Annotated in this window: 16 protein-coding genes and 1 tRNA gene; 7 read left to right on the forward strand and 10 right to left on the reverse strand. The window is 52.6% G+C overall.

What is annotated here, in order from left to right:
• Positions 1-9: 9 nt before the first annotated feature.
• The 5 genes from ACIKP9_RS01545 to ACIKP9_RS01565 form a co-directional block, all read right to left on the reverse strand.
• Complete coding sequence (locus ACIKP9_RS01545) at positions 10-1,128, reverse strand: efflux RND transporter periplasmic adaptor subunit (RefSeq protein ID WP_400878386.1); 1,119 nt, start codon at positions 1,126-1,128, stop codon at positions 10-12.
• A gap of 17 nt (positions 1,129-1,145) precedes the next feature.
• Entirely contained in the window at positions 1,146-2,447 is a 1,302-nt protein-coding gene (locus ACIKP9_RS01550; RefSeq protein ID WP_400878389.1) for a TolC family protein, read from the reverse strand.
• Between the two features lie 102 nt (positions 2,448-2,549).
• Positions 2,550-3,089: a Smr/MutS family protein gene (locus ACIKP9_RS01555; RefSeq protein WP_400878392.1), complete on the reverse strand. Its 540-nt coding sequence runs from the start codon at positions 3,087-3,089 to the stop codon at positions 2,550-2,552.
• 50 nt (positions 3,090-3,139) lie between these two features.
• A complete protein-coding gene (gene trxB, locus ACIKP9_RS01560; protein WP_400878395.1) occupies positions 3,140-4,090 on the reverse strand; it encodes a thioredoxin-disulfide reductase in 951 nt (316 codons plus the stop codon).
• A 44-nt stretch (positions 4,091-4,134) separates the two neighbouring features.
• Entirely contained in the window at positions 4,135-4,605 is a 471-nt protein-coding gene (locus ACIKP9_RS01565) for a Dps family protein (protein WP_230346910.1), read from the reverse strand.
• Between the two features lie 331 nt (positions 4,606-4,936).
• Here ACIKP9_RS01565 and ACIKP9_RS01570 point away from each other — a divergent pair, with 331 nt between their 5' ends.
• From ACIKP9_RS01570 to serS, 7 genes are all read left to right on the forward strand, one after another.
• Entirely contained in the window at positions 4,937-5,140 is a 204-nt protein-coding gene (locus ACIKP9_RS01570; protein ID WP_400878399.1) for a hypothetical protein, read from the forward strand.
• A 152-nt stretch (positions 5,141-5,292) separates the two neighbouring features.
• Positions 5,293-7,590: a DNA translocase FtsK gene (locus tag ACIKP9_RS01575; RefSeq protein WP_400878402.1), complete on the forward strand. Its 2,298-nt coding sequence runs from the start codon at positions 5,293-5,295 to the stop codon at positions 7,588-7,590.
• Between the two features lie 16 nt (positions 7,591-7,606).
• Positions 7,607-8,215, forward strand: a complete 609-nt coding sequence (lolA, locus tag ACIKP9_RS01580; protein WP_400878405.1) for an outer membrane lipoprotein chaperone LolA — start codon at positions 7,607-7,609, stop codon at positions 8,213-8,215.
• A 39-nt stretch (positions 8,216-8,254) separates the two neighbouring features.
• Positions 8,255-9,586 (forward strand): surface lipoprotein assembly modifier, encoded by a 1,332-nt coding sequence (locus ACIKP9_RS01585; protein WP_400878407.1) that lies wholly within the window; start codon positions 8,255-8,257, stop codon positions 9,584-9,586.
• Complete coding sequence (locus ACIKP9_RS01590) at positions 9,570-10,796, forward strand: FecR family protein (protein ID WP_400878410.1); 1,227 nt, start codon at positions 9,570-9,572, stop codon at positions 10,794-10,796. Before ACIKP9_RS01585 ends, ACIKP9_RS01590 begins: the two co-directional genes overlap by 17 nt.
• Positions 10,797-10,847: 51 nt before the next feature.
• On the forward strand, positions 10,848-12,170 hold the full coding sequence (locus ACIKP9_RS01595) for a replication-associated recombination protein A (protein ID WP_400878412.1): 1,323 nt from the start codon (positions 10,848-10,850) through the stop codon (positions 12,168-12,170).
• 51 nt (positions 12,171-12,221) lie between these two features.
• On the forward strand, positions 12,222-13,517 hold the full coding sequence (gene serS / locus ACIKP9_RS01600) for a serine--tRNA ligase (protein ID WP_400878415.1): 1,296 nt from the start codon (positions 12,222-12,224) through the stop codon (positions 13,515-13,517).
• Positions 13,518-13,563: 46 nt separating this feature from the next.
• Here the strand turns inward: serS and ACIKP9_RS01605 are convergent, their stop codons facing one another.
• The 5 genes from ACIKP9_RS01605 to ACIKP9_RS01625 all read right to left on the reverse strand — a co-directional run bounded on the left by ACIKP9_RS01605 (position 13,564) and on the right by ACIKP9_RS01625 (position 18,809).
• Positions 13,564-15,324, reverse strand: a complete 1,761-nt coding sequence (locus tag ACIKP9_RS01605) for a cation:proton antiporter (protein WP_400878418.1) — start codon at positions 15,322-15,324, stop codon at positions 13,564-13,566.
• Between the two features lie 96 nt (positions 15,325-15,420).
• A complete protein-coding gene (gene mltF / locus ACIKP9_RS01610) occupies positions 15,421-16,839 on the reverse strand; it encodes a membrane-bound lytic murein transglycosylase MltF (protein ID WP_400878420.1) in 1,419 nt (472 codons plus the stop codon).
• Between the two features lie 176 nt (positions 16,840-17,015).
• The gene (locus ACIKP9_RS01615; protein WP_400878423.1) at positions 17,016-17,582 is read right to left on the reverse strand and encodes an FxDxF family PEP-CTERM protein; all 567 of its coding nucleotides are present in this window, start codon (positions 17,580-17,582) and stop codon (positions 17,016-17,018) included.
• A gap of 195 nt (positions 17,583-17,777) precedes the next feature.
• A tRNA-Ser gene (locus ACIKP9_RS01620) sits at positions 17,778-17,868 on the reverse strand.
• A gap of 77 nt (positions 17,869-17,945) precedes the next feature.
• Positions 17,946-18,809 (reverse strand): DMT family transporter, encoded by an 864-nt coding sequence (locus ACIKP9_RS01625; RefSeq protein ID WP_400878426.1) that lies wholly within the window; start codon positions 18,807-18,809, stop codon positions 17,946-17,948.
• Positions 18,810-18,857 lie beyond the last annotated feature (48 nt).

Raw genomic sequence — 18,857 nt, forward strand, 5'->3', positions numbered from 1 at the left:
TTGTGGCCCTTATTTACCTGCAGCGAGTTCGGAATTCAGCAGGATGGCGCCAGAGGTCACCAAACGCTCGTTCTTGACCAGGCCTTGCTTGACGGTGGCAAAATCACGTCCTTGTACATCCAGCGTGACTCGGCGTTTCTTGATATGGCCGGGGCTGGTTTCCACGAACACGTAACTGTATAGGCCTTCGGTAATCAGTGCGCTATTGGGGATGCGGATGACTTTACGCTGGTCCAGGCTGAGCGGTGTAATGCGGGCATACATTTCTGGCTTGAGCCTGCCCTTGCTTTCAATGGCGCAACGAATCGGGATGCGGCGTGTAGTGGGGTCTATCATGCCGCCGATGGATAACACCTTGCCGGTGAATGTTTCGCCTGGGTAGGCGTCAACCTCTACTGAAACCGGCTGGCCGATGCTGACCTTGCCGAGGTCACGTTCCGGCAGGTCTATACTGGCCCAGAGATGATTGGGATCAGTAATGATGAATAATGGATTGGCGGCATCCGGGCGGATTTCGCCACCTGGATTCACTTGCCTGTCTACAATGATGCCAGCCAAGGGGGCGCGAACGGTATAGCTTTCGCTGCTGTTGCGGCTGGCACCGAGATTATTGATGCGGGCATTGGCACGGCTGGCTTCTGCAGCCGCCTCGTCAAGGTCGGCCTTGCTGGCTTCCAACTCCTTTTTAGGGATCACGCCGCCATCAAGCAGCATGCGGCTACGATCATAAGCCTGCTTTTTTAGGGCCAGTTCTGCTTGCGCCTTGCGGGCATCCGCGAGCGCGCTGCCAAGGTCTGGCGAATCCATGGTCAAGAGGGTTTGCCCGGCTTTGACGCTATCGCCGATTTCGGCGCTGATCTTGAGGGCGCGACCAGCAACCGGAGAGCTGATCCTGGCGGTGTAGTTCTCGTTGAAAATGATCTTGCCATTCAAGGGCGATGCAGCAGGGGCGATGATTTCGCTGACGGTCTCGATCTTGAGGCTGGCTAGTTGTGGAGCATCCTGGGCAAGGATGATTTCATCAGAAGGTTTGACCGGTGCTTTGGCAGGGGTAGCAGGTTCAGCAGCCAGGGCGGTGTTGCTGGCGAAGGCAATGGATAGCAACACAAAGATAAGTTTTTTCTGCATGCTTCAGTCTTTCGTGATTATTCAGTCGTGTTGCTATTCAAGGCGGCGTGCCAGTTGGCAAGTGATTTGGCAAAGTCTGCATGTGCGGTCGCTGCATCTAGCTGCAAGGCACGCAATACACGGCGTGCATCCAGCAGGTCGGTCACTCCCATGGCACCATGCTGATAGGCAAATTCTGCTGCCTGTGCCGTTTTTTCCGCTTCCTGCATCATGTTTTGGTCGTAGCGGTTTACTTTTTCGATCGCTGCATCAAGATCAGCGCGGGCACGCTGGACTTCGCTGGCAGCATTGGCGCGTATGCGTTCTTCTGCCTCAATGGCGGTGGTGTAATCCACCTCGGCACGGGCAATCTCGCCCTGGTATTGGTAGCCAGTAAACAAGGGGATGCTGAAGCCAGCACCTATGGTATTGCGCCCGTTATTATTGCCGCCGCCACCGCCGCCCATGCTGGGGTAGTGTTCGTACTGCATGCCGATGGTGATGTCGCGTACGGTTTGGGCTTGTGCCAGCTTGCGGTTTTCATTGGCCATCTGGATGCGCGTCATGGCAGCCTGGATATCCGGGCGTTGATCTAGGCTCTCGGCATTAAGCTCTGCGAGTATGGAAGCGGTGCTGGGCCAAGTTTCGCCGATGATAATACGTTGTGCCTCCTGCTCCTTACCCATCAAGTAACCAAGGTCGACCTGGGCTTTTTCCTTGTCGGCACGCGCCTGGCGCAGATCGTTTTGTGCGCGCAGCACATCAATCCTGATGCGTGCGGCATCGGTGGCAGCGATATCTCCCGCCTTCAGGCGCAATTCAGCGGCCTTGAGCATATTGTCGAACAAGGCCTGGTTTTCCAGCAGGATACGCTCGGTTTCTTGTGCCAGAAGCAGATCGTAATAGGCACCATGAAGAGAACGCTTTTGCTGACGCAGGCTGTCGCGTAAATCCAGTTCACTGGCTTGCAAGGCATTGTCTGCAACCGCCATACGCAGGGCGCGCTTGTTTCCGCGCTCAATCGGTTGCTCAATGCGGGCGATGGTATCCAACGTGCGATCATTGATGCCGCCGTCGCCATTGCTGCCGCTGAGCTTGAAATTATTGGAGTTAAGGGAGAAGGTGGGGTTGGGGCGTTGTGCGGCGGTGAGGGTGTCGGCTTTGGCACCATCTACCCCTCGTTTGGAGAGTAATACTTCGCGATTGTTCCGGTTAAATAGCTCACTTGCTTTTGCCAGCGTGAGGGCACCCAGATCATCGGTGTCTGCAGCCTGGATGATGGTCGGGGTGCTCAACCCTAGTAGCACCATGCCGACACACGTCAAATGACGCAACTGCATATTGTTATTCTCTCTTTCAGACAAGCACCACGCGGTGCGAAGCATACTAACGTGAGATAACTACTTTAGTTTACAGTCGGAAGAACTTTATTTTATTGCCTCTCAAGCTTTGAGTAACACGATAACAGCACCACTGCCACCATCTTGCTGTCGCGCCTGTGCATAAGCAATGACTTCGTCTTTCTGCATTAACCAATTGCGAAGTTTATGCTTGAGCACAGGCTCGCGGTTGCGTGAGCTCAGGCCCTTGCCATGAATGATGCGCACACAGCGGATGCCACGCTTTTTGCAGTGCGCAAGAAACTCTGCAACATAGAGCCTGGCTTCGTCGCTGACCATGCCATGCAAATCAATGGCTGCTTGCACTACCCAGTGCCCACGGCGCAATTTGCTCAGGATGTCGGGAGAGTGGCCGTCGCGCAAGTAGAGTAGCTCTTCTCCACTTTCCAGCTCGTGAGCGGGGATATAGCCATCACTCAAGGAATCAGCCAGTGCCTGGCGTTCATCACGCAGAAACTGTTTGGGGATAGGTTGGGGATTGGGCGCTTGGTGATACAGTCGGCTGGGCTTGAGCGGACGTACATCCTTGACTGCATCAAGGAACAGCCGGTTCTCTTCGTCCTTGTCGTCGTGATCTGCCATCTACTGCAACCAGAAAAGAAGCCCGCAGGGAGGCCCTGCGGGGGTGGGATTTAGGACAATTGGTCCAGGTAACGCTCGGCATCCAGCGCTGCCATGCAACCTGTACCCGCGCTAGTCACGGCTTGGCGATAGATATGATCTTGCACATCGCCAGCCGCAAAAACGCCAGGTACGCTGGTAGCGGTGAAATTACCTTCACGCCCAGCCTTGGTCACGATATAGCCGCCTTCCATGTCCAACTGGCCTTCAAAGATATCGGTATTGGGCTTGTGGCCAATCGCGATGAATACACCCTTGAGGGCGATTTCCTTAGTGCTGCCGTTGTTGGCATCCTTGAGGCGCATGCCTGTTACGCCAGAGTCATCACCTAGCACTTCATCCAGGGTCTGGAAGGTTTCCAGCACAATACGGCCTTCCTTCACGCGGTCCATGAGCTTGTCCACCAGGATCGCTTCTGCCTTGAACTTGTCGCGGCGGTGTACCAGGGTTACCTTGCTGGCAATATTGGCCAGGTATAAGGCTTCTTCCACGGCAGTATTGCCGCCACCGATCACGGCGACTTCCTGGTTGCGATAGAAAAAGCCATCGCACGTTGCGCAGGCAGATACGCCCTTGCCGGCAAAAGCTTCTTCCGAAGGCAAGCCAAGGTACTTGGCAGATGCACCTGTGGCGATGATCAATGCATCACAGGTGTATTCGCCAGAATCGCCCACCAGGCGGATTGGCTTTTCGGTGAGATGGGTCGTGTGGATATGATCGAAGATCATTTCCGTGTTGAAGCGCTCAGCATGCTTCTGGAAACGTGCCATCAACTCTGGGCCCTGCACACCGTCAGCATCGGCAGGCCAGTTATCTACCTCAGTTGTGGTCATGAGCTGGCCACCCTGGGCGATGCCGGTGATCAGCACAGGCTTCAGGTTGGCACGAGCTGCATAGACAGCCGCAGAATAGCCTGCCGGGCCGGAACCCAGAATCAGCAAGCGAGCATGTTTTGTTGCCATACGGTGAGTACTCCTAGAGTGCGATATTTCAGAAAGTCAGAATGTTAGGGTTTTTCCAGCAGGCTGCGCAACATCCATGCAGTTTTTTCATGAATTTGCAGGCGCTGGGTCAGCAGATCTGCCGTGGCTTCATCCGAGGCTTTTTCTGCGGTAGGGAACACCGAGCGTGCAGTACGCACGACAGCTTCATGGCCTGCAACCAGTTCCTTGATCATATCCTGGGCATGAGGCACACCGTCTGTTTCAGCAATCGAAGTCAACTTGCTGAACTCCTTATAAGTGCCTGGTGCTGGGAAATCTAGCGAGCGGATGCGTTCCGCGATTTGGTCCACAGCCGTCCACAGTTCATTGTATTGTTCCTCGAACATCAAGTGCAGGGTACGGAATTGCGGGCCAGTGACGTTCCAGTGGAAATAATGTGTCTTGAGATACAGGGTGTAAGTATCTGCAAGAAAGCGGGAAAGTCCCTCTGCAATCTTCTTGCGGTCTTTTTCACTGATGCCAATGTCTACCATCTTGTTCTCCTTTATTTGAGGTGAAATGCGATCCGCAAGCTTTTTCATGCGGAAAGGTTGTGGATGAGCTTAAGCCTGTTTTCTAGCAGACAATCATTGCAATTCTTAGTTTCGCTAGTGTAGGCGTCGCCACAGGTGAGTGCAAATTGATTGTGTTGATGTGGCTGATAAGCTGGATTAATCATCTGCTGAGTGCCTGAGGCAACTAAAGTCAATCAGTATCTGCCTTGGGGTCGCTGTAGGAACTATCTGACGCTGATGGCATCCAACGCAGTGAGCGAAACACAATTTCGTTCAAGTCGTTTTTATCTCCCAAAAGGAAATTTACATTATGTTGGCATTAGCAGCTCGTTCACAGCCTAGCCCTACGCCTGTCATTCAGCACATGGATACCGTGGCTACTCGCTTGCATCACTCCGATTATGTTCCCGCAGAAAATGTTGCAGAAAGAGAAGCGGCATTTGATCGTATCAGTCGCGCAGGTAATCGACGTGCGCTGGTGAAAAATATTGATGCATTTTGTGATTGTGTCTGAAGTCTTTTGTTCGTATCCCTAACAGTGGCTAAAGCAGGCTTCGGTCACTGTGGGTGCATCACTGCCAGCTACTCATCAGTACGCCAGACCGAAACAGGATTGATGCTGATATAATCAGGTCAGCTTAATTTTGTGCCGGGTACTGAATCATCTTGTTTTTCCAGAAAAAAAGCACGCCGCTCAATAGCCGCCGTCAATCCGAACCTGAACCCACCCCTGGTATTGTCAAGGAAGCCTGGTGGTTGGTGCTTGTCGTCGTTGGTCTCTATCTCGCCCTGATTTTATTCACCTATCACAGCACCGATCCTTCATGGTCGCATAGCACTAGTGATGGCGATATCACGCAAAATGCTGGTGGTGCGCTAGGTGCGTGGTTGTCCGATATCTTATTGTATTTATTTGGTTTCTCTGCCTGGTGGTGGGTTGTGCTGGCATTTTATGCCATGTGGCTGGTTTACTTGCGCCTCGAGGTTGTAGAGGCTGAGCGTAAGCCATTGATCTGGCTTAACCTTGCTGGCTTTGCCATGTTGTTGCTGTCTTCTGCTGCATTAGAGGCTGGGCATTTTCATACCATGGCGGTGGAGTTGCCAATGGCAGCTGGCGGTATGCTGGGATCACTGGTCGATGCTGGCTTACAAGCTATCCTGGGATTTGCAGGTTCCACACTGGTGTTGTTATTGCTGTTGGCTGTGGGTTTCAGCTTATTTACGGGCTGGTCATGGATCGCGATTGCGGAAAAATTTGGTGCTGGCCTGGAGTTTAGCTATCACTACGTTATCCAGCGCTGGCAGGATTACCAGGATCGCAAGCTCGGCAAAAAAGCTGAGCAGGAACGGACTGAATTTGTCGTGAGCGAACGCAAGCGCACTGAAGATCGACCTCCGGTGCAAATTGAGGTGCCGCAGACTTTCGAGATTGTGAAGAGTGAGCGGGTGCAACGCGAAAAGCAGACCCCATTGTTCGAGACCTTGCCTGATTCGCCTTTGCCACCCTTGCATTTGCTGGATGAGCCAAATGGCGTGGTGGAAGTGCAATCTGCCGAAACCCTGGAATTCACATCGCGCCTGATTGAGCGCAAGCTCATGGATTTCGGCATTGAAGTCAAGGTGGTGACGGCATTACCTGGCCCTGTGATTACACGTTATGAAATTGACCCAGCAGCGGGAGTTAAAGGTAGCCAGGTGGCCAACCTTTCCAAGGATTTGGCGCGTGCCTTGTCCGTGGTCAGTGTGCGGGTGGTGGAGACGATCCCCGGCAAGACTTATATGGGCCTGGAAATACCCAATCCCAAGCGCCAGATTGTCTATCTCTCCGAAATTCTTGGCTCGCAGGTTTACGCAGACGTGACTTCGCCGCTGGCGATTGCCATGGGCAAGGATATTTCCGGCAAGCCAGTAGTGGCGGATCTGGCCAAGATGCCTCACGTGCTGGTTGCGGGTACGACAGGCTCAGGTAAATCCGTGGCGATCAATGCCATGATATTGAGCTTAGTGTACAAAGCCGAGCCTAGCAAAGTGCGCCTGATCCTCATCGACCCCAAGATGCTGGAGTTGTCGGTTTACGATGCGATCCCGCACCTGCTGGCACCGGTGATTACTGATATGCGCCAGGCAGGCAATGCGCTCAATTGGAGTGTGGCCGAGATGGAGCGTCGCTACAAGCTGATGTCCATGCTGGGTGTGCGTAATCTTGCCGGATATAACCAGAAGATCCGTGATGCGGAAAAAGAGGGGACATCCATCCCGCATCCTTTCAGCTTGACGCCGGACGAGCCTGAGCCATTGGACGAATTGCCATTGATCGTGGTGGTGATTGACGAGTTGGCTGATCTCATGATGGTAGTGGGCAAAAAGGTGGAAGAGCCAATTGCACGCTTGGCGCAAAAGGCCCGCGCTTGCGGCATTCACTTGGTGGTGGCGACCCAGCGACCTTCCGTGGATGTCATCACTGGCTTAATCAAGGCTAATATTCCCACCCGCGTGGCATTCCAGGTATCAAGCAAGATTGACTCACGTACCATTCTGGATCAGATGGGTGCCGAAGCTTTGCTCGGCCAAGGCGATATGCTTTACCAACCGCCGGGAACCAGCGATCCACAACGTGTACACGGTGCTTTTGTTTCTGATCAGGAAGTGCATCGCGTTGTCGAGCACCTCAAGCAACAGGGTGAGCCAAATTATATTGAAGGCATCCTGACGGGTGGTAGCGAAGATGGCAGCGAGGCCGGAGAGCTTGGCGAGAGCGGTGGGGAAACTGACCCGCTCTATGATGAAGCCGTGGCTATCGTGCTCAAGTCGCGTCGTGCCTCTATTTCATCGGTGCAGCGCCAGTTGCGTATTGGTTACAACCGCGCTGCGCGGCTGATTGAGGAAATGGAGCGGGCTGGGCTGGTCTCTGCGATGCAAAGCAATGGCAATCGCGAAGTGATTGCGCCGAATAATCATGATTAAGCACGAAAGATACAAGATGAGATTGATGGCAGGGGCATTGCTGATGGTGATGCCGTTTTTGGCCCATGCAGATGGCGTTGCATCCCTCAAGGCTTTTTTCAAGGCGACCAGTGCCATGCGTGCGCATTTTCACCAGGTGGTGACCGATGCACAGGGTAACAAGGTGCAGGAGGTCGAGGGCAATATGCAGTTGCAGCGCCCGGGCAAGTTCCGTTGGGATTACGACAAGCCTTATGTGCAGCAGATTGTGGGCGACGGCGAAAAGGTCTGGCTGTTTGATCCTGACCTCAATCAGGTGACAGTGCGAGTCATGAGCAAGGCAATTGGTTCTAGCCCAGCTTCATTATTGGCGGGCGCTCAAGATGCAGAACGTAATTTTACCCTGACTACCGTGAGTCGTTCTGATGGCCTGGAGTGGGCACAGGCCGTGCCCAAGGCCGAGGAAAGCGGTTTTGATAAGGTCTTGCTGGGCTTCAAGGGCGACGAGCTGCAAAAGATGGAGCTACACGACAGTTTTGGTCATACCACCAGCATTCAGTTCAGCAAGTTGCAGCGTAATCCATCGATTGCCAATGATAGTTTCAAGTTTGTCGCTCCTGCTGGGGCTGATGTTGTTGGCGAGTAATTCAGCGTGTTTCAAGCGTCTATAGTCAGTAGCAAAACCATGCTGTACAAGGCGGCCGTTGTCGGAGCCGCTTGGCTATTGATGGGCGAAAGTGTTGCCTTGGCGCAGGATGCCGATCTGCTGCACAAAGCCAGCCAACTGATCAGCCAGCGCGATTATGCCGCGGCCTATGGATTGTTGGAGCCGGTGGAATCAGCGCATTCCGGTAATCCTGAGTACGACATGTTGTTTGGCGTGGCTGCCATTGATAGCGGGCATGTCACGCGAGGCGTGTTTGCGCTGGAACGTGTACTTGCTTTGCAGCCAGATAATGCTCATGCCCGTGCGCACATTGCCCGTGCCTATTTCCTGCTCGGTGAGCAAGATGCTGCCCGTGCTGAATTCAGGAATGTATTGAACCAGCAGCCGCCTGAGGATATCAGCAAAGTCATCAATCGGTATATGAGCGCTATCGACAAGGCGCAAGGGCTGACGACGAGTTACTCGGCGTATCTCGAAGGTACTGTGGGGCATGACAGCAATGTCAACAGTGCGACAACTGCGGCTTCAGTGGCAGTGCCAGGCATCGCCAATAACCTGGATTTGGTATTGTCGCGAGCTTCCCGTGCGAACTCGGATAATTTCATGACGCTGGCCGGCGGTGTGTCGGTGAGTACGCCTGTGACTACAGGCTTGTCCGCTTTTGCTGGCCTGAATGCATCGCAACGCTTGAATCATCAAGAAAGAGCATTCGACATAGGCTCGCTGGATGCGAATGCTGGCTTACGTTATCGGCGCTTTGTCGACACTTTCACAATGGCAGTGCAAGATGCCAATATTTGGGTTGACGATAAGCGTTTCAGGCGCGCTTATGGTGTTAACGCGCAGTGGCAGCGCGATATCAGCAACCAGGACCAGATCAACCTGTTTGCCCAGGTGTCTCGTATCAGTTATCCGGATAACGAGATTCGCGATGCCAATCGCTATGTGCTCGGTGGCGGCTGGGCGCACGTATTTTCCGGGGATAAAACGCCGGTGCTGTTTACCAGCGCTTATGCTGGCCGTGAAAAGGTGAGGTCTTCTGGCTACGATTTTCTCAGCAACGATCTCTATGGCGCAAGAGTAGGTGGGCAGTTGACGCTCAAGCCATCGCTAGTCGCTTATGGCATATTCAGTTACGAGCATCGCTACCATGATGATGAAGACCCATTTTTCCTCAAGGCCCGCGAAGATAATCAATACGATATCAACCTGGGCTTACGCTATCTGGTGGGCGGCAACTGGTTGATCAGGCCGCAGATGAGCTATATCCGCAACGATTCAAATACCAAGATCAATGATTTTGATCGCTATATGTTGTCAGTGAGTGTACGTCATGATTTCAATTGGTAAAGCCAAGGAGGGCGTGATGTATCGTCCAGATATTCAGTTGTATCGCATGACATTGAAGTTAGTAGTCTTTTCCCTGCTGATGCCAGCATTGGCGATGGCAGCCGCTGGCAAGGTCGAATTTGTTGCAGGTGATGCCCAGATCTTGGATGCCTCTGGTACAGCCAGGCTTGCCAGCAAGGGCAGCGAGTTTGATGCTGGTGAAACCCTGCAAACCGTAGATGGGCGCATGCAGGTGAAATTTATCGACGGTGGTTATATTTCCTTGCAACCCAATACCAGCTTCAGGGTTGAGGAATACCATTTCAACGGTCAGGCAGACGGCAGCGAGCGCGGCATTTTTCACCTGATCAAGGGCGGCTTGCGTGCGATTACTGGTGTGATCGGCCATGCCAACAAGCCCAATTACCGCATGGATACACCGGTAGCTACCATCGGCATACGTGGTACCGAGTTCACGGCATCGCTTAACGACGCGCAACGACTATTGGTAAAAGTAGGCGATGGTGCGGTATTCATGGAAAACAACGTGGGCAACCTGGTGCTCTACAAGGGGCAGGCGGGTGAGGTCGGGGAAATGATACGCCCCACTTATAGCGAGCAACAGCCCTTGCTGGCGGCGGCAGGCCCGAGTGGCGCTACGCCTGAAGATGCGCAACAACATCAACAACGCGAACAGGCAGAAACCCAAGGGTTTGTGCTTGGAGATAACAAGAGTATTAGCGGAGGACCGTGTCTTGGTGGGCTGGGGGGTAATTGCCTCTGGGGCGGTGACCCGACTGAGCGCCTGATCAGTGCGTACAACCTTGCGGGAGTGCAGGGGCAGTGGTCGGGGACATCTCTTCAAGTAGAAAGCTCTGCTGGCATGCTGCAAGCAACAGGCTCATTGAGCGTGAATTTTGCCCAATATAGTGCCACATTTGGCTTGACGTTGAGCGGCGAGAGCGTGTCTTTAGCAGGCGGTGCTACAACCAGTCTGGGGCGTGATGGTAGTCTTGCAGCGGCGAGTGGATTAATGTCAGGACGGGGGTGTAGTAGCCCTTGTAATTTAATACTGAATCAAGGCCAACTGCATGGTCATCAACTAGCTGATGCAGATATTAAATTTAGTGTTATCGAAAATGGGCCAGTATTTGGTCCTTCAAGGTCATTCTCAGTCAATAATCAATCTCTAGAATTGCAGCGAGTTGAGGGCGGCCTCATTGAGCGTTAAGTATGTTGAATTACTCAAAATGATGCTGATTGCGCTATCGAAAGCCACATCGTGACCGGACTATTTGAACCCATCACCCCTCAAGCACCGCTTGCGGAGCGCTTGCGTCCTAAATCACTGGATGAAGTGGTTGGGCAAAAGCACCTGCTGGGCGAGGGCAAGCCACTACGGCTGGCTTTTACCTCTGGCAAGTTGCCTTCCATGATCCTGTGGGGGCCGCCAGGCGTGGGAAAAACCACGCTGGCGAGGTTGATTGCGAATACTGCCGATGCCGAGTTTATTCCTTTATCCGCGGTGCTGGCTGGCATCAAGGATATTCGCGAGGCAGTGGAGCGTGCTGAGCATACATTGCAGCAGTCAGGCCGTAAAACCATCTTGTTTGTCGATGAGGTGCATCGCTTCAACAAAGGCCAGCAGGATGCTTTTCTGCCGTTTGTCGAAAGTGGCTTGATCACGTTTATTGGGGCGACCACGGAAAACCCTTCATTCGAGGTCAACAGTGCTTTGTTAAGCCGAGCGCAGGTGTTTGTGCTCAATGCCTTATCCGAAGATGAACTCAAGCAGCTGTTGGAGCGTGGCAAGCAGGAAATGCAGCTTGATATTCCATTGAGCGATGAGGTTGTGGAGCAAGTGCTGGGCTATGCCGATGGTGATGCCAGGCGCTTGCTGAATTTTGCCGAGGGCTTGTTCAATGCCGCCATTGCGGCTGGCGTGACGGAAATCAATGCTGAGTTCCTGCAATCGACCATGGCGAGCAAGTTGCGCCGCTTTGATAAAGGTGGTGAGGCGTTCTACGACCAGATTTCCGCCTTGCACAAATCTGTGCGCGGCTCTAATCCAGATGCGGCATTGTACTGGCTGACAAGAATGCTGGATGGAGGCGCTGATCCTCGCTATTTATCCAGAAGAATCATTCGTATGGCTTGGGAAGATATCGGGCTTGCTGATCCACGCGCCATGCAAATAGCGAACGATGCAGCCTTAACCTATGAGCGCCTGGGTAGCCCTGAAGGTGAGCTGGCCCTTGGGCAAGCGGTTATTTATCTGGCTGTTGCTGCAAAGAGCAATGCTGGTTACATGGCCTATAACCAGGCCAAGGCGTTTGTGGCGAGTGATAAATCACGCCCGGTCCCGCTACATTTGCGCAATGCGCCGACCAAGCTGATGAAGCAGCTGGATTATGGCAAGGAGTACCGATATGCCCATAATGAGCCAGGGGCTTATGCCGCAGGCGAGGACTACTTTCCCGACGATCTTGAGGCAATTCAGTTTTATGTGCCCACGCCACGCGGGCTTGAAGGTAAAATCAGCGAAAAAATGGCACATCTGAGAGCGCTGGATGACGAAGCCCGCGCCAGACAGCGGAAAAAATAATTTCATATTCAACGTGCATTAGCACATTTGCAATCACATCCAGGAATTTTCATGTTAGACATCCAGCAGTTACGCAATGATCTTGATAACGTCGTGACACGTCTTGCCATTCGTGGCTTTGCTCTTGATACCAATGCTTTTACTGCGCTGGAGAACGAGCGCAAGACCGTGCAAACCCGCACCCAGGATTTGCAGGCCAAGCGCAATGCCACTTCCAAGCAGATCGGCATTGCCAAATCCAAGGGTGAGGATGTGGCACCTATCATGGCCGAGGTCGCAGGCCTGGGCGCACAGTTGAAAGCGGATGAGGAACGACTGGCCGCGATTCAGGCAGAGTTGCAGCAATTGTTGCTGAATGTACCTAACCTGCCGCATGAAAGCGTGCCTGTAGGCAAATCTGAAGAAGACAATGTTGAGGTGCGCCGCGTAGGTATGCCGCGCAGCTTCGATTTCGAGATCAAAGATCATACCGACGTTGGTACGCCGCTGGGCCTGGATTTTGATACCGGCGCAAAACTGGCCGGTGCGCGTTTTACCCTGATGCGTGGCCAGATTGCTCGCCTGCACCGTGCGCTAGCGCAGTTCATGCTGGATACGCAAACAGACAAGCACGGCTATACCGAATGCTACACGCCTTATATCGTTAATGCCGATACCCTGCGTGGTACCGGTCAATTGCCCAAGTTCGAGGAAGATTTGTTTGCCGCGCAGAAGGGTGGGCAGGAAGGGGAAAGCAACGAAGCGCTTTACCTGATCCCGACCTCTGAGGTGACGCTGACCAACACTGTGCGTGATGAGATCGTGGCGCTGGATAGCTTGCCGATCAAGCTGACTGCGCATACGCCGTGCTTCCGCTCTGAGGCTGGCTCCTATGGTCGTGATACACGCGGCATGATACGCCAGCACCAGTTCGACAAAGTGGAGATGGTACAGATTGCTCATCCCGAGCAGAGCTATGTCGCTCTGGAAGAAATGGTCGGGCATGCAGAGCATGTATTGCAGGCGCTTGGCTTGCCTTACCGTGTTGTGCTGCTATGTACTGGCGATATGGGTTTTGGTGCTGCCAAGACTTATGATCTGGAAGTCTGGTTACCTGCCCAAAATACTTATCGCGAGATTTCTTCTATCTCCAATTGCGAGGCTTTCCAGGCACGCCGCCTGCAAGCACGCTTCCGTAACGAAGCTGGCAAGCCAGAACTGGTGCATACCTTGAATGGTTCTGGCCTTGCTGTCGGACGTACCCTGGTGGCAGTGCTGGAGAACAATCAGCAAGCAGATGGCAGCGTGAGTGTGCCGGAAGTGCTGCGCCCTTATATGGGTGGCCTGCAAGTGATCAGCGCCAAGTAATATCGCTGTTGCTGTAGTCTGCCGCACACGGTATGTGTGTGGCAGTTCAGTGATCTTCTTTTTCCTGGTTCAGTGTCTCGATCAAGGCAATTTGCATGCGATAGTGCAGCACCACGAACCAGCGCCACAGCAGGGTGATCAACCCGGCGACTACCAATAAGACAATTACCCAAACATCCAGCGGTGGCATGATGCTGTGCCCCAATGCCAGAATCAACAATATCATGCCCGCCCCTGCCAAGACATTGACCGTCTTGGCAATAAAGCGCTGCACGCGACCGCAATCATTGCCCGTCATGCCTTGTGTCGTGTGGTCTGCCAGCAGCAAGCCCAGCGATTGTAGCTTCCTGAATGCAGCAATGAGGAAAGGCGTTGCCAGCAGTAAAGTGCTACCCCAGATAACAGCCTGTTGCCACATGATGTCACGCATGGGCGATGGCAGGCCCACCAAGTACACATTGACCACCCAAGCTGCTGCCAGGAATAAGGCACTTACCATGCACAGGTTGACGAATACTTGCAGTAGCAACTTGCGGTAAATGCCAGCCAGGATGGCTTTATCGCTATCGGGCGCATGGTCATTCGAGGCTAGCCAGTCGCTATACAGCCGGAAGAATTGCGATATCTTGCTTGGCATGTTGCGGGCCAAGATACCGGAAAGTGGATCAGCTGCCTTGATGAGATAAGGTGTGGTGAGCGTGGTGATCACGGAAGCTGCGACGGCGATGGGATAGAGAAATGAACTGGTGACGCCAAGCGTCAGCCCTAGAGACGCGATGATGAAGGAAAACTCGCCGATCTGCGATAAGCCCATGCCTACGCGCAATGAGGTGCGGCCATCATTACCAGCCGCCATGGCGCCCAGCGTGCAGGCGAATATCTTGCCGAAAATGATGACCAAGATGACCACCATCACTGGTTTTGCATGTTGCATGATGATGGCGGGATCCAGCATCAGGCCAATAGCGACAAAGAAGATAGCGCTGAACATATCGCGAATCGGCATGATCAACCGCTCGATCGCACGAATCCGGCGCGATTCTGCCATGATTGCACCTATCATGAAGGCACCGAGGGCTACGCTGTAATCGAGCTTGATCACCAGCAGGCAAAAGCCAAAACATAAGCCGAGGATGGTGATCAGCAGCATTTCATCGCGCTTGAAACTGGCAACGTATTCCAGCAATTTTGGCACCAATATGATGCCTAGTACCAAGGCAACGACCATGAACAATGTGAGGTTGGAGATGGTGATGGCCGCATCCAGAGTAGAGACATGCCCCGTGGCAGCAATGCCAGAGAGCAGGGCGATGATGCCGATGCCTAATATATCTTCGACGATCAGCACGCCGAAGATCATTTGGGCAAAGCGCTCATGCTTCATGTTGAGCTCATCGAGCGCCTTGACGATGATGGTGGTGGAGGAAATGGCAAGCATAGCCCCCAGGAAGATGGCATCCATGGGCTTCCAGCCAAAATAAGTGCCGATTTCGTAGCCCAGCCAGACCATCACCACAATTTCCACCAGTGCGGCTACGACGGCGGTTGCACCAACTGCCCGTAATTTTCGCAGGCTGAACTCCAGGCCGAGTGAAAACATCAGGAACACAATCCCAAGCTCCGCCAGGATTTCAATCGTATGGTTGTCTTGCACCATGGAAAATGGTGGCGTATGAGGCCCAAGGATCAGGCCTGCAAGGATATAGCCCAGCACCACCGGTTGTTTCATGCGGTGGAAAATGATGGTGACCATGCCTGCCACCAGCATGATGACAGCCAGGTCCTGTATGAAGGCGGCAGCGTGCATAAATGTATGTTTTCTTTATTCTTGAGGCTGGTTCAGGCCTCTATTTTATAACGATCCTGGCTGCGGCAATGGCAGGATAGCGATTGATAAGGCTGCTTATTCTTGGCTAGGGGCGTTGGCGATGCCATTCAGCCCGGCGACTTCAAAGCTAGGGAATATCGGCGTGTGCCTTGGTTCGCGTCGTGCAAGTATTTTGTGATACGTACGCACAGACTCGACAAAGACAACAGGTGCGCCACCACGCGCAAACCCATATTTCAGGGTGGAGAAATGCTCCTCCTTGCCCAGCAAGGGTAAGGCCTTTTTCACATCCACCCACCGATCAGGGTTCAGCTTCAGCCGCTTGGCCAGTATTCGAGCATCCTGCAAATGTGCATAACCAATGTTGTAAGCAGCAAGCGCCATCCAGGTACGGTCCGGCTCATGTACCGTATCCGGGATTAAGTCCTTGAGCATAAGCACATATCGTGCCCCGGCGACGATACTTTGACGCGCATCCAGTCGGTCAGTCACACCTAGCCGATCAGCGGTATCTTCTGTCAACATCATCATGCCGCGCACATTGGTGGGCGAGGTGTTAAATCTATCCCAATGCGACTCCTGATAGGCAATGGCTGCCACCAAACGCCAATCCAGCCCTGTTAGCTCTTGTGCTTCATAAAAATAGCGCTTGTATTGAGGCAAAAGCGTTTCGGAACGCTGCATGAAGGCCGTGACATCTACCGGTTTCAAACGGTCAGCATGACCATAGTAGCGATCAATGAGGTTGCGTAAGGTGCCATCTTGGCTAATACGGGCAAAAAAAGCATTGGCCTTGTCGTAAAGCCATTTATCGCCGGTCTTGGGAAAAGCCCATGCGACCTGTTCTGGCTTACCCAATCTCAGGCTTGCACCAAGGTTGGGATAATAGTTTTGTACCAGTGAGATCAAGTGTCCATCGGCAACCGTGTAATCTAGTTCTCCCTCTGCCACTTGTGCCATTAGCTCATCAGAGTTGGCATGAGAGGTTTCGGTCCAATGAAGCTGAGGCTCTTTTTCCCTTAAGCGTTGCAGACGTTCCGAATAACTGGTGCCAGAAGAAACAGTAATTTGCTTGCCGAACAAATCCTTGACTTTAGTGGGGGCCTTGGACAGTTCGGTATTGAAGACAATTTGTTGCTGTACCTGATGGTAAGGCTTGGTGAAGCTGACTAAGTGTTCGCGAGTGCTCGTAATAGTGAGGTCGGCAGCAGCAAAATGTGCTTTGTGCTTGAGCAGGGCAGGGATGACCTGGGAGATATTATGAACGACCAGAAACTTCACACTATATTCCGGGCCAAGCTCCCGCACAAAATTGCGGACCAAGTCGTGCTCAAGCCCGGCATATTGATTATTGCCACTGTAATAGTAAGTGCTAGGGCCATTGTGGGTAACCACAATGATTTCCTTGGTTTGGCGCGGGTCTGCAAGCGGTTTGGGTGCTTCCTTACAACCCATCAGCAACAGCACTAATAAAAAGATAACGAGTGAACGCATTCGATCAAGTTTCCTAAAGATTGCTGTCTTTGTCCAGTATGAGCAACGTTTAGTTCTTGATGTGTGATTGAAAACAATGGGATAGCAATCACAAAAGTGTTGCAAACGTGTGTTGGGTGAACGGCAGGCGTAAAAAAGGCTGCGGTTTCCGCAGCCTTGAATCGAACCAAATACTATTAAGCGAACTTGCTTGCGTTCTTGCGACCACGAGCAGCAAAACCAACCAGGCCAAGACCCAGAGCCAGCATGCCGTAGGTGGATGGTTCTGGAACGGCTGCGGTGAAGGTGATGTTGCCACCGTAGGAGGCTTGTGCTAACTCGTTGGAAGTAAGGCCAGCAACACCAGAAATGGTCAGGTTATAAGTGCCAGCACTTAAGCCTGCCAGTGAAAACGTATATGTTTCGGTTGTTACGCTACCACCTGCAAACGATTGTGTGAGGTAGGTATGAACAGCATCGGAGCTAGCCAAAACGACGCTAGTAAGATCAACACCTTGGAAAACGCTTACGTTGCCCAGAGTCAAATATGTCGAACTTGCTGTGCCCGAAACATCGGTAAAGTCTGTGAGTGTAAATTGGAATACATCAGTAAAACTACCCTCAGCAGAGAAGTCATTACCAAAGTGGACCGTGCCATCTGTAACAGGAAGAACAATCGGCGCAGCAAAAGCGCTTGTTGCCGCCAAAGAAGTCAAACCAAAAGCCAGTGCAACAGCACCTTTTTTGAAAGTCGTAACTAACATGATAAACCCCTATAAAAGTTGAGTGTAAACACAAGATCAAGCGTTTATTGAAGTTATAGTCAGCTTGTGAGACACATACTCCTTGATCTATGAATTGCACTCAATAGTGCAAATGGACTAAATAGTCTGATTGGACTAAAGGTTGTAATGTATTGTCACAAAAAGGGATATAGCTGGAAAAAGCGGGCATGCGACTGGCGGAGAGGGAGGGATTCGAACCCTCGATACGCTTTCACGTATGCCTGATTTCGAGTCAGGTACATTCAACCAGCTCTGCCACCTCTCCGGGAGCGCGGATTATAGCTTACGGGCTTGCCTAAGTAAAACTATCGGGTTCCGCACTCATTGATCCTGCTAGCTGGATCAATGGCGCCGTTGAGACAATGTCAGTATCCCGCTTGCGCAAATGATGGCGATGCCCAGAAAACCATAGAGGTCGGGTATGTGACCGAACATGATGTAGCCGATCAGCCCGGCGAAAATCAATTGACCATAGGTGAACGGGGCTAAAGTGGCTGGGTTGGCATGGTGGTAGGCTTCTGTCATCAGGAGGTGGCTCAGCAATGCTGATATCCCTAATCCCAGCAGTAACAAAGCATGGAATGCGCTGGGTGTTTGCCAGAAAAATGGGGCAACAAAGGTGAGCGCTGCACTGCCGACTAGCCCGCTGAGCAGGTTGGTGGTGGCGGAGCTATCCGTCGCATTGAGTTTACGGGTGATCAGTTGATAGAAGCTGAAACTGAAAGCCGCACCTACTGCCAGCAGGCTAACAGGTGTGAATAGCACACCTCCAGGCCGTAAGATCACCAACACACCAATAAAACCCAGGGAAACAGCAAACCATTGTAATGGCCTGACTCTCTCGCCTAGCAATGGTCCTGAAAGTACGGTGACGATTAACGGTGTCAGATAGATAATGGCTGTGCCTTCTGCCAGCGGTATATAGCGCAGCGCGGAAATGAACAGCATGTTGGTGCCAACCATGCAGAGCCCACGTAATAGCTGTAAGCCAGGGCGACAGGTCTTAAAGATAGAGAGGCCATGGCGGGGTAATAGCACGCTAAGCATGAGGCCGCTATGAATGACATACCGTACCCAGATCACCATGACGACAGCATAGAATCCGGCCAGGTATTTTGAGAGAGCATCGCTGCCTGCGAAGAGGAAAATCGCACCACAAATGTAAAGGACGCCTTGAAGAAATTGTGCTTTTGTGTCCTGGGTCATGTGGTGAAGCGTCGAGTGTGCTGCGAAATTAAGATTGGCGAGGAGTGT

The organism is Methylobacillus methanolivorans (genome assembly GCF_044751345.1).
GTDB lineage: Bacteria > Pseudomonadota > Gammaproteobacteria > Burkholderiales > Methylophilaceae > Methylobacillus > Methylobacillus methanolivorans.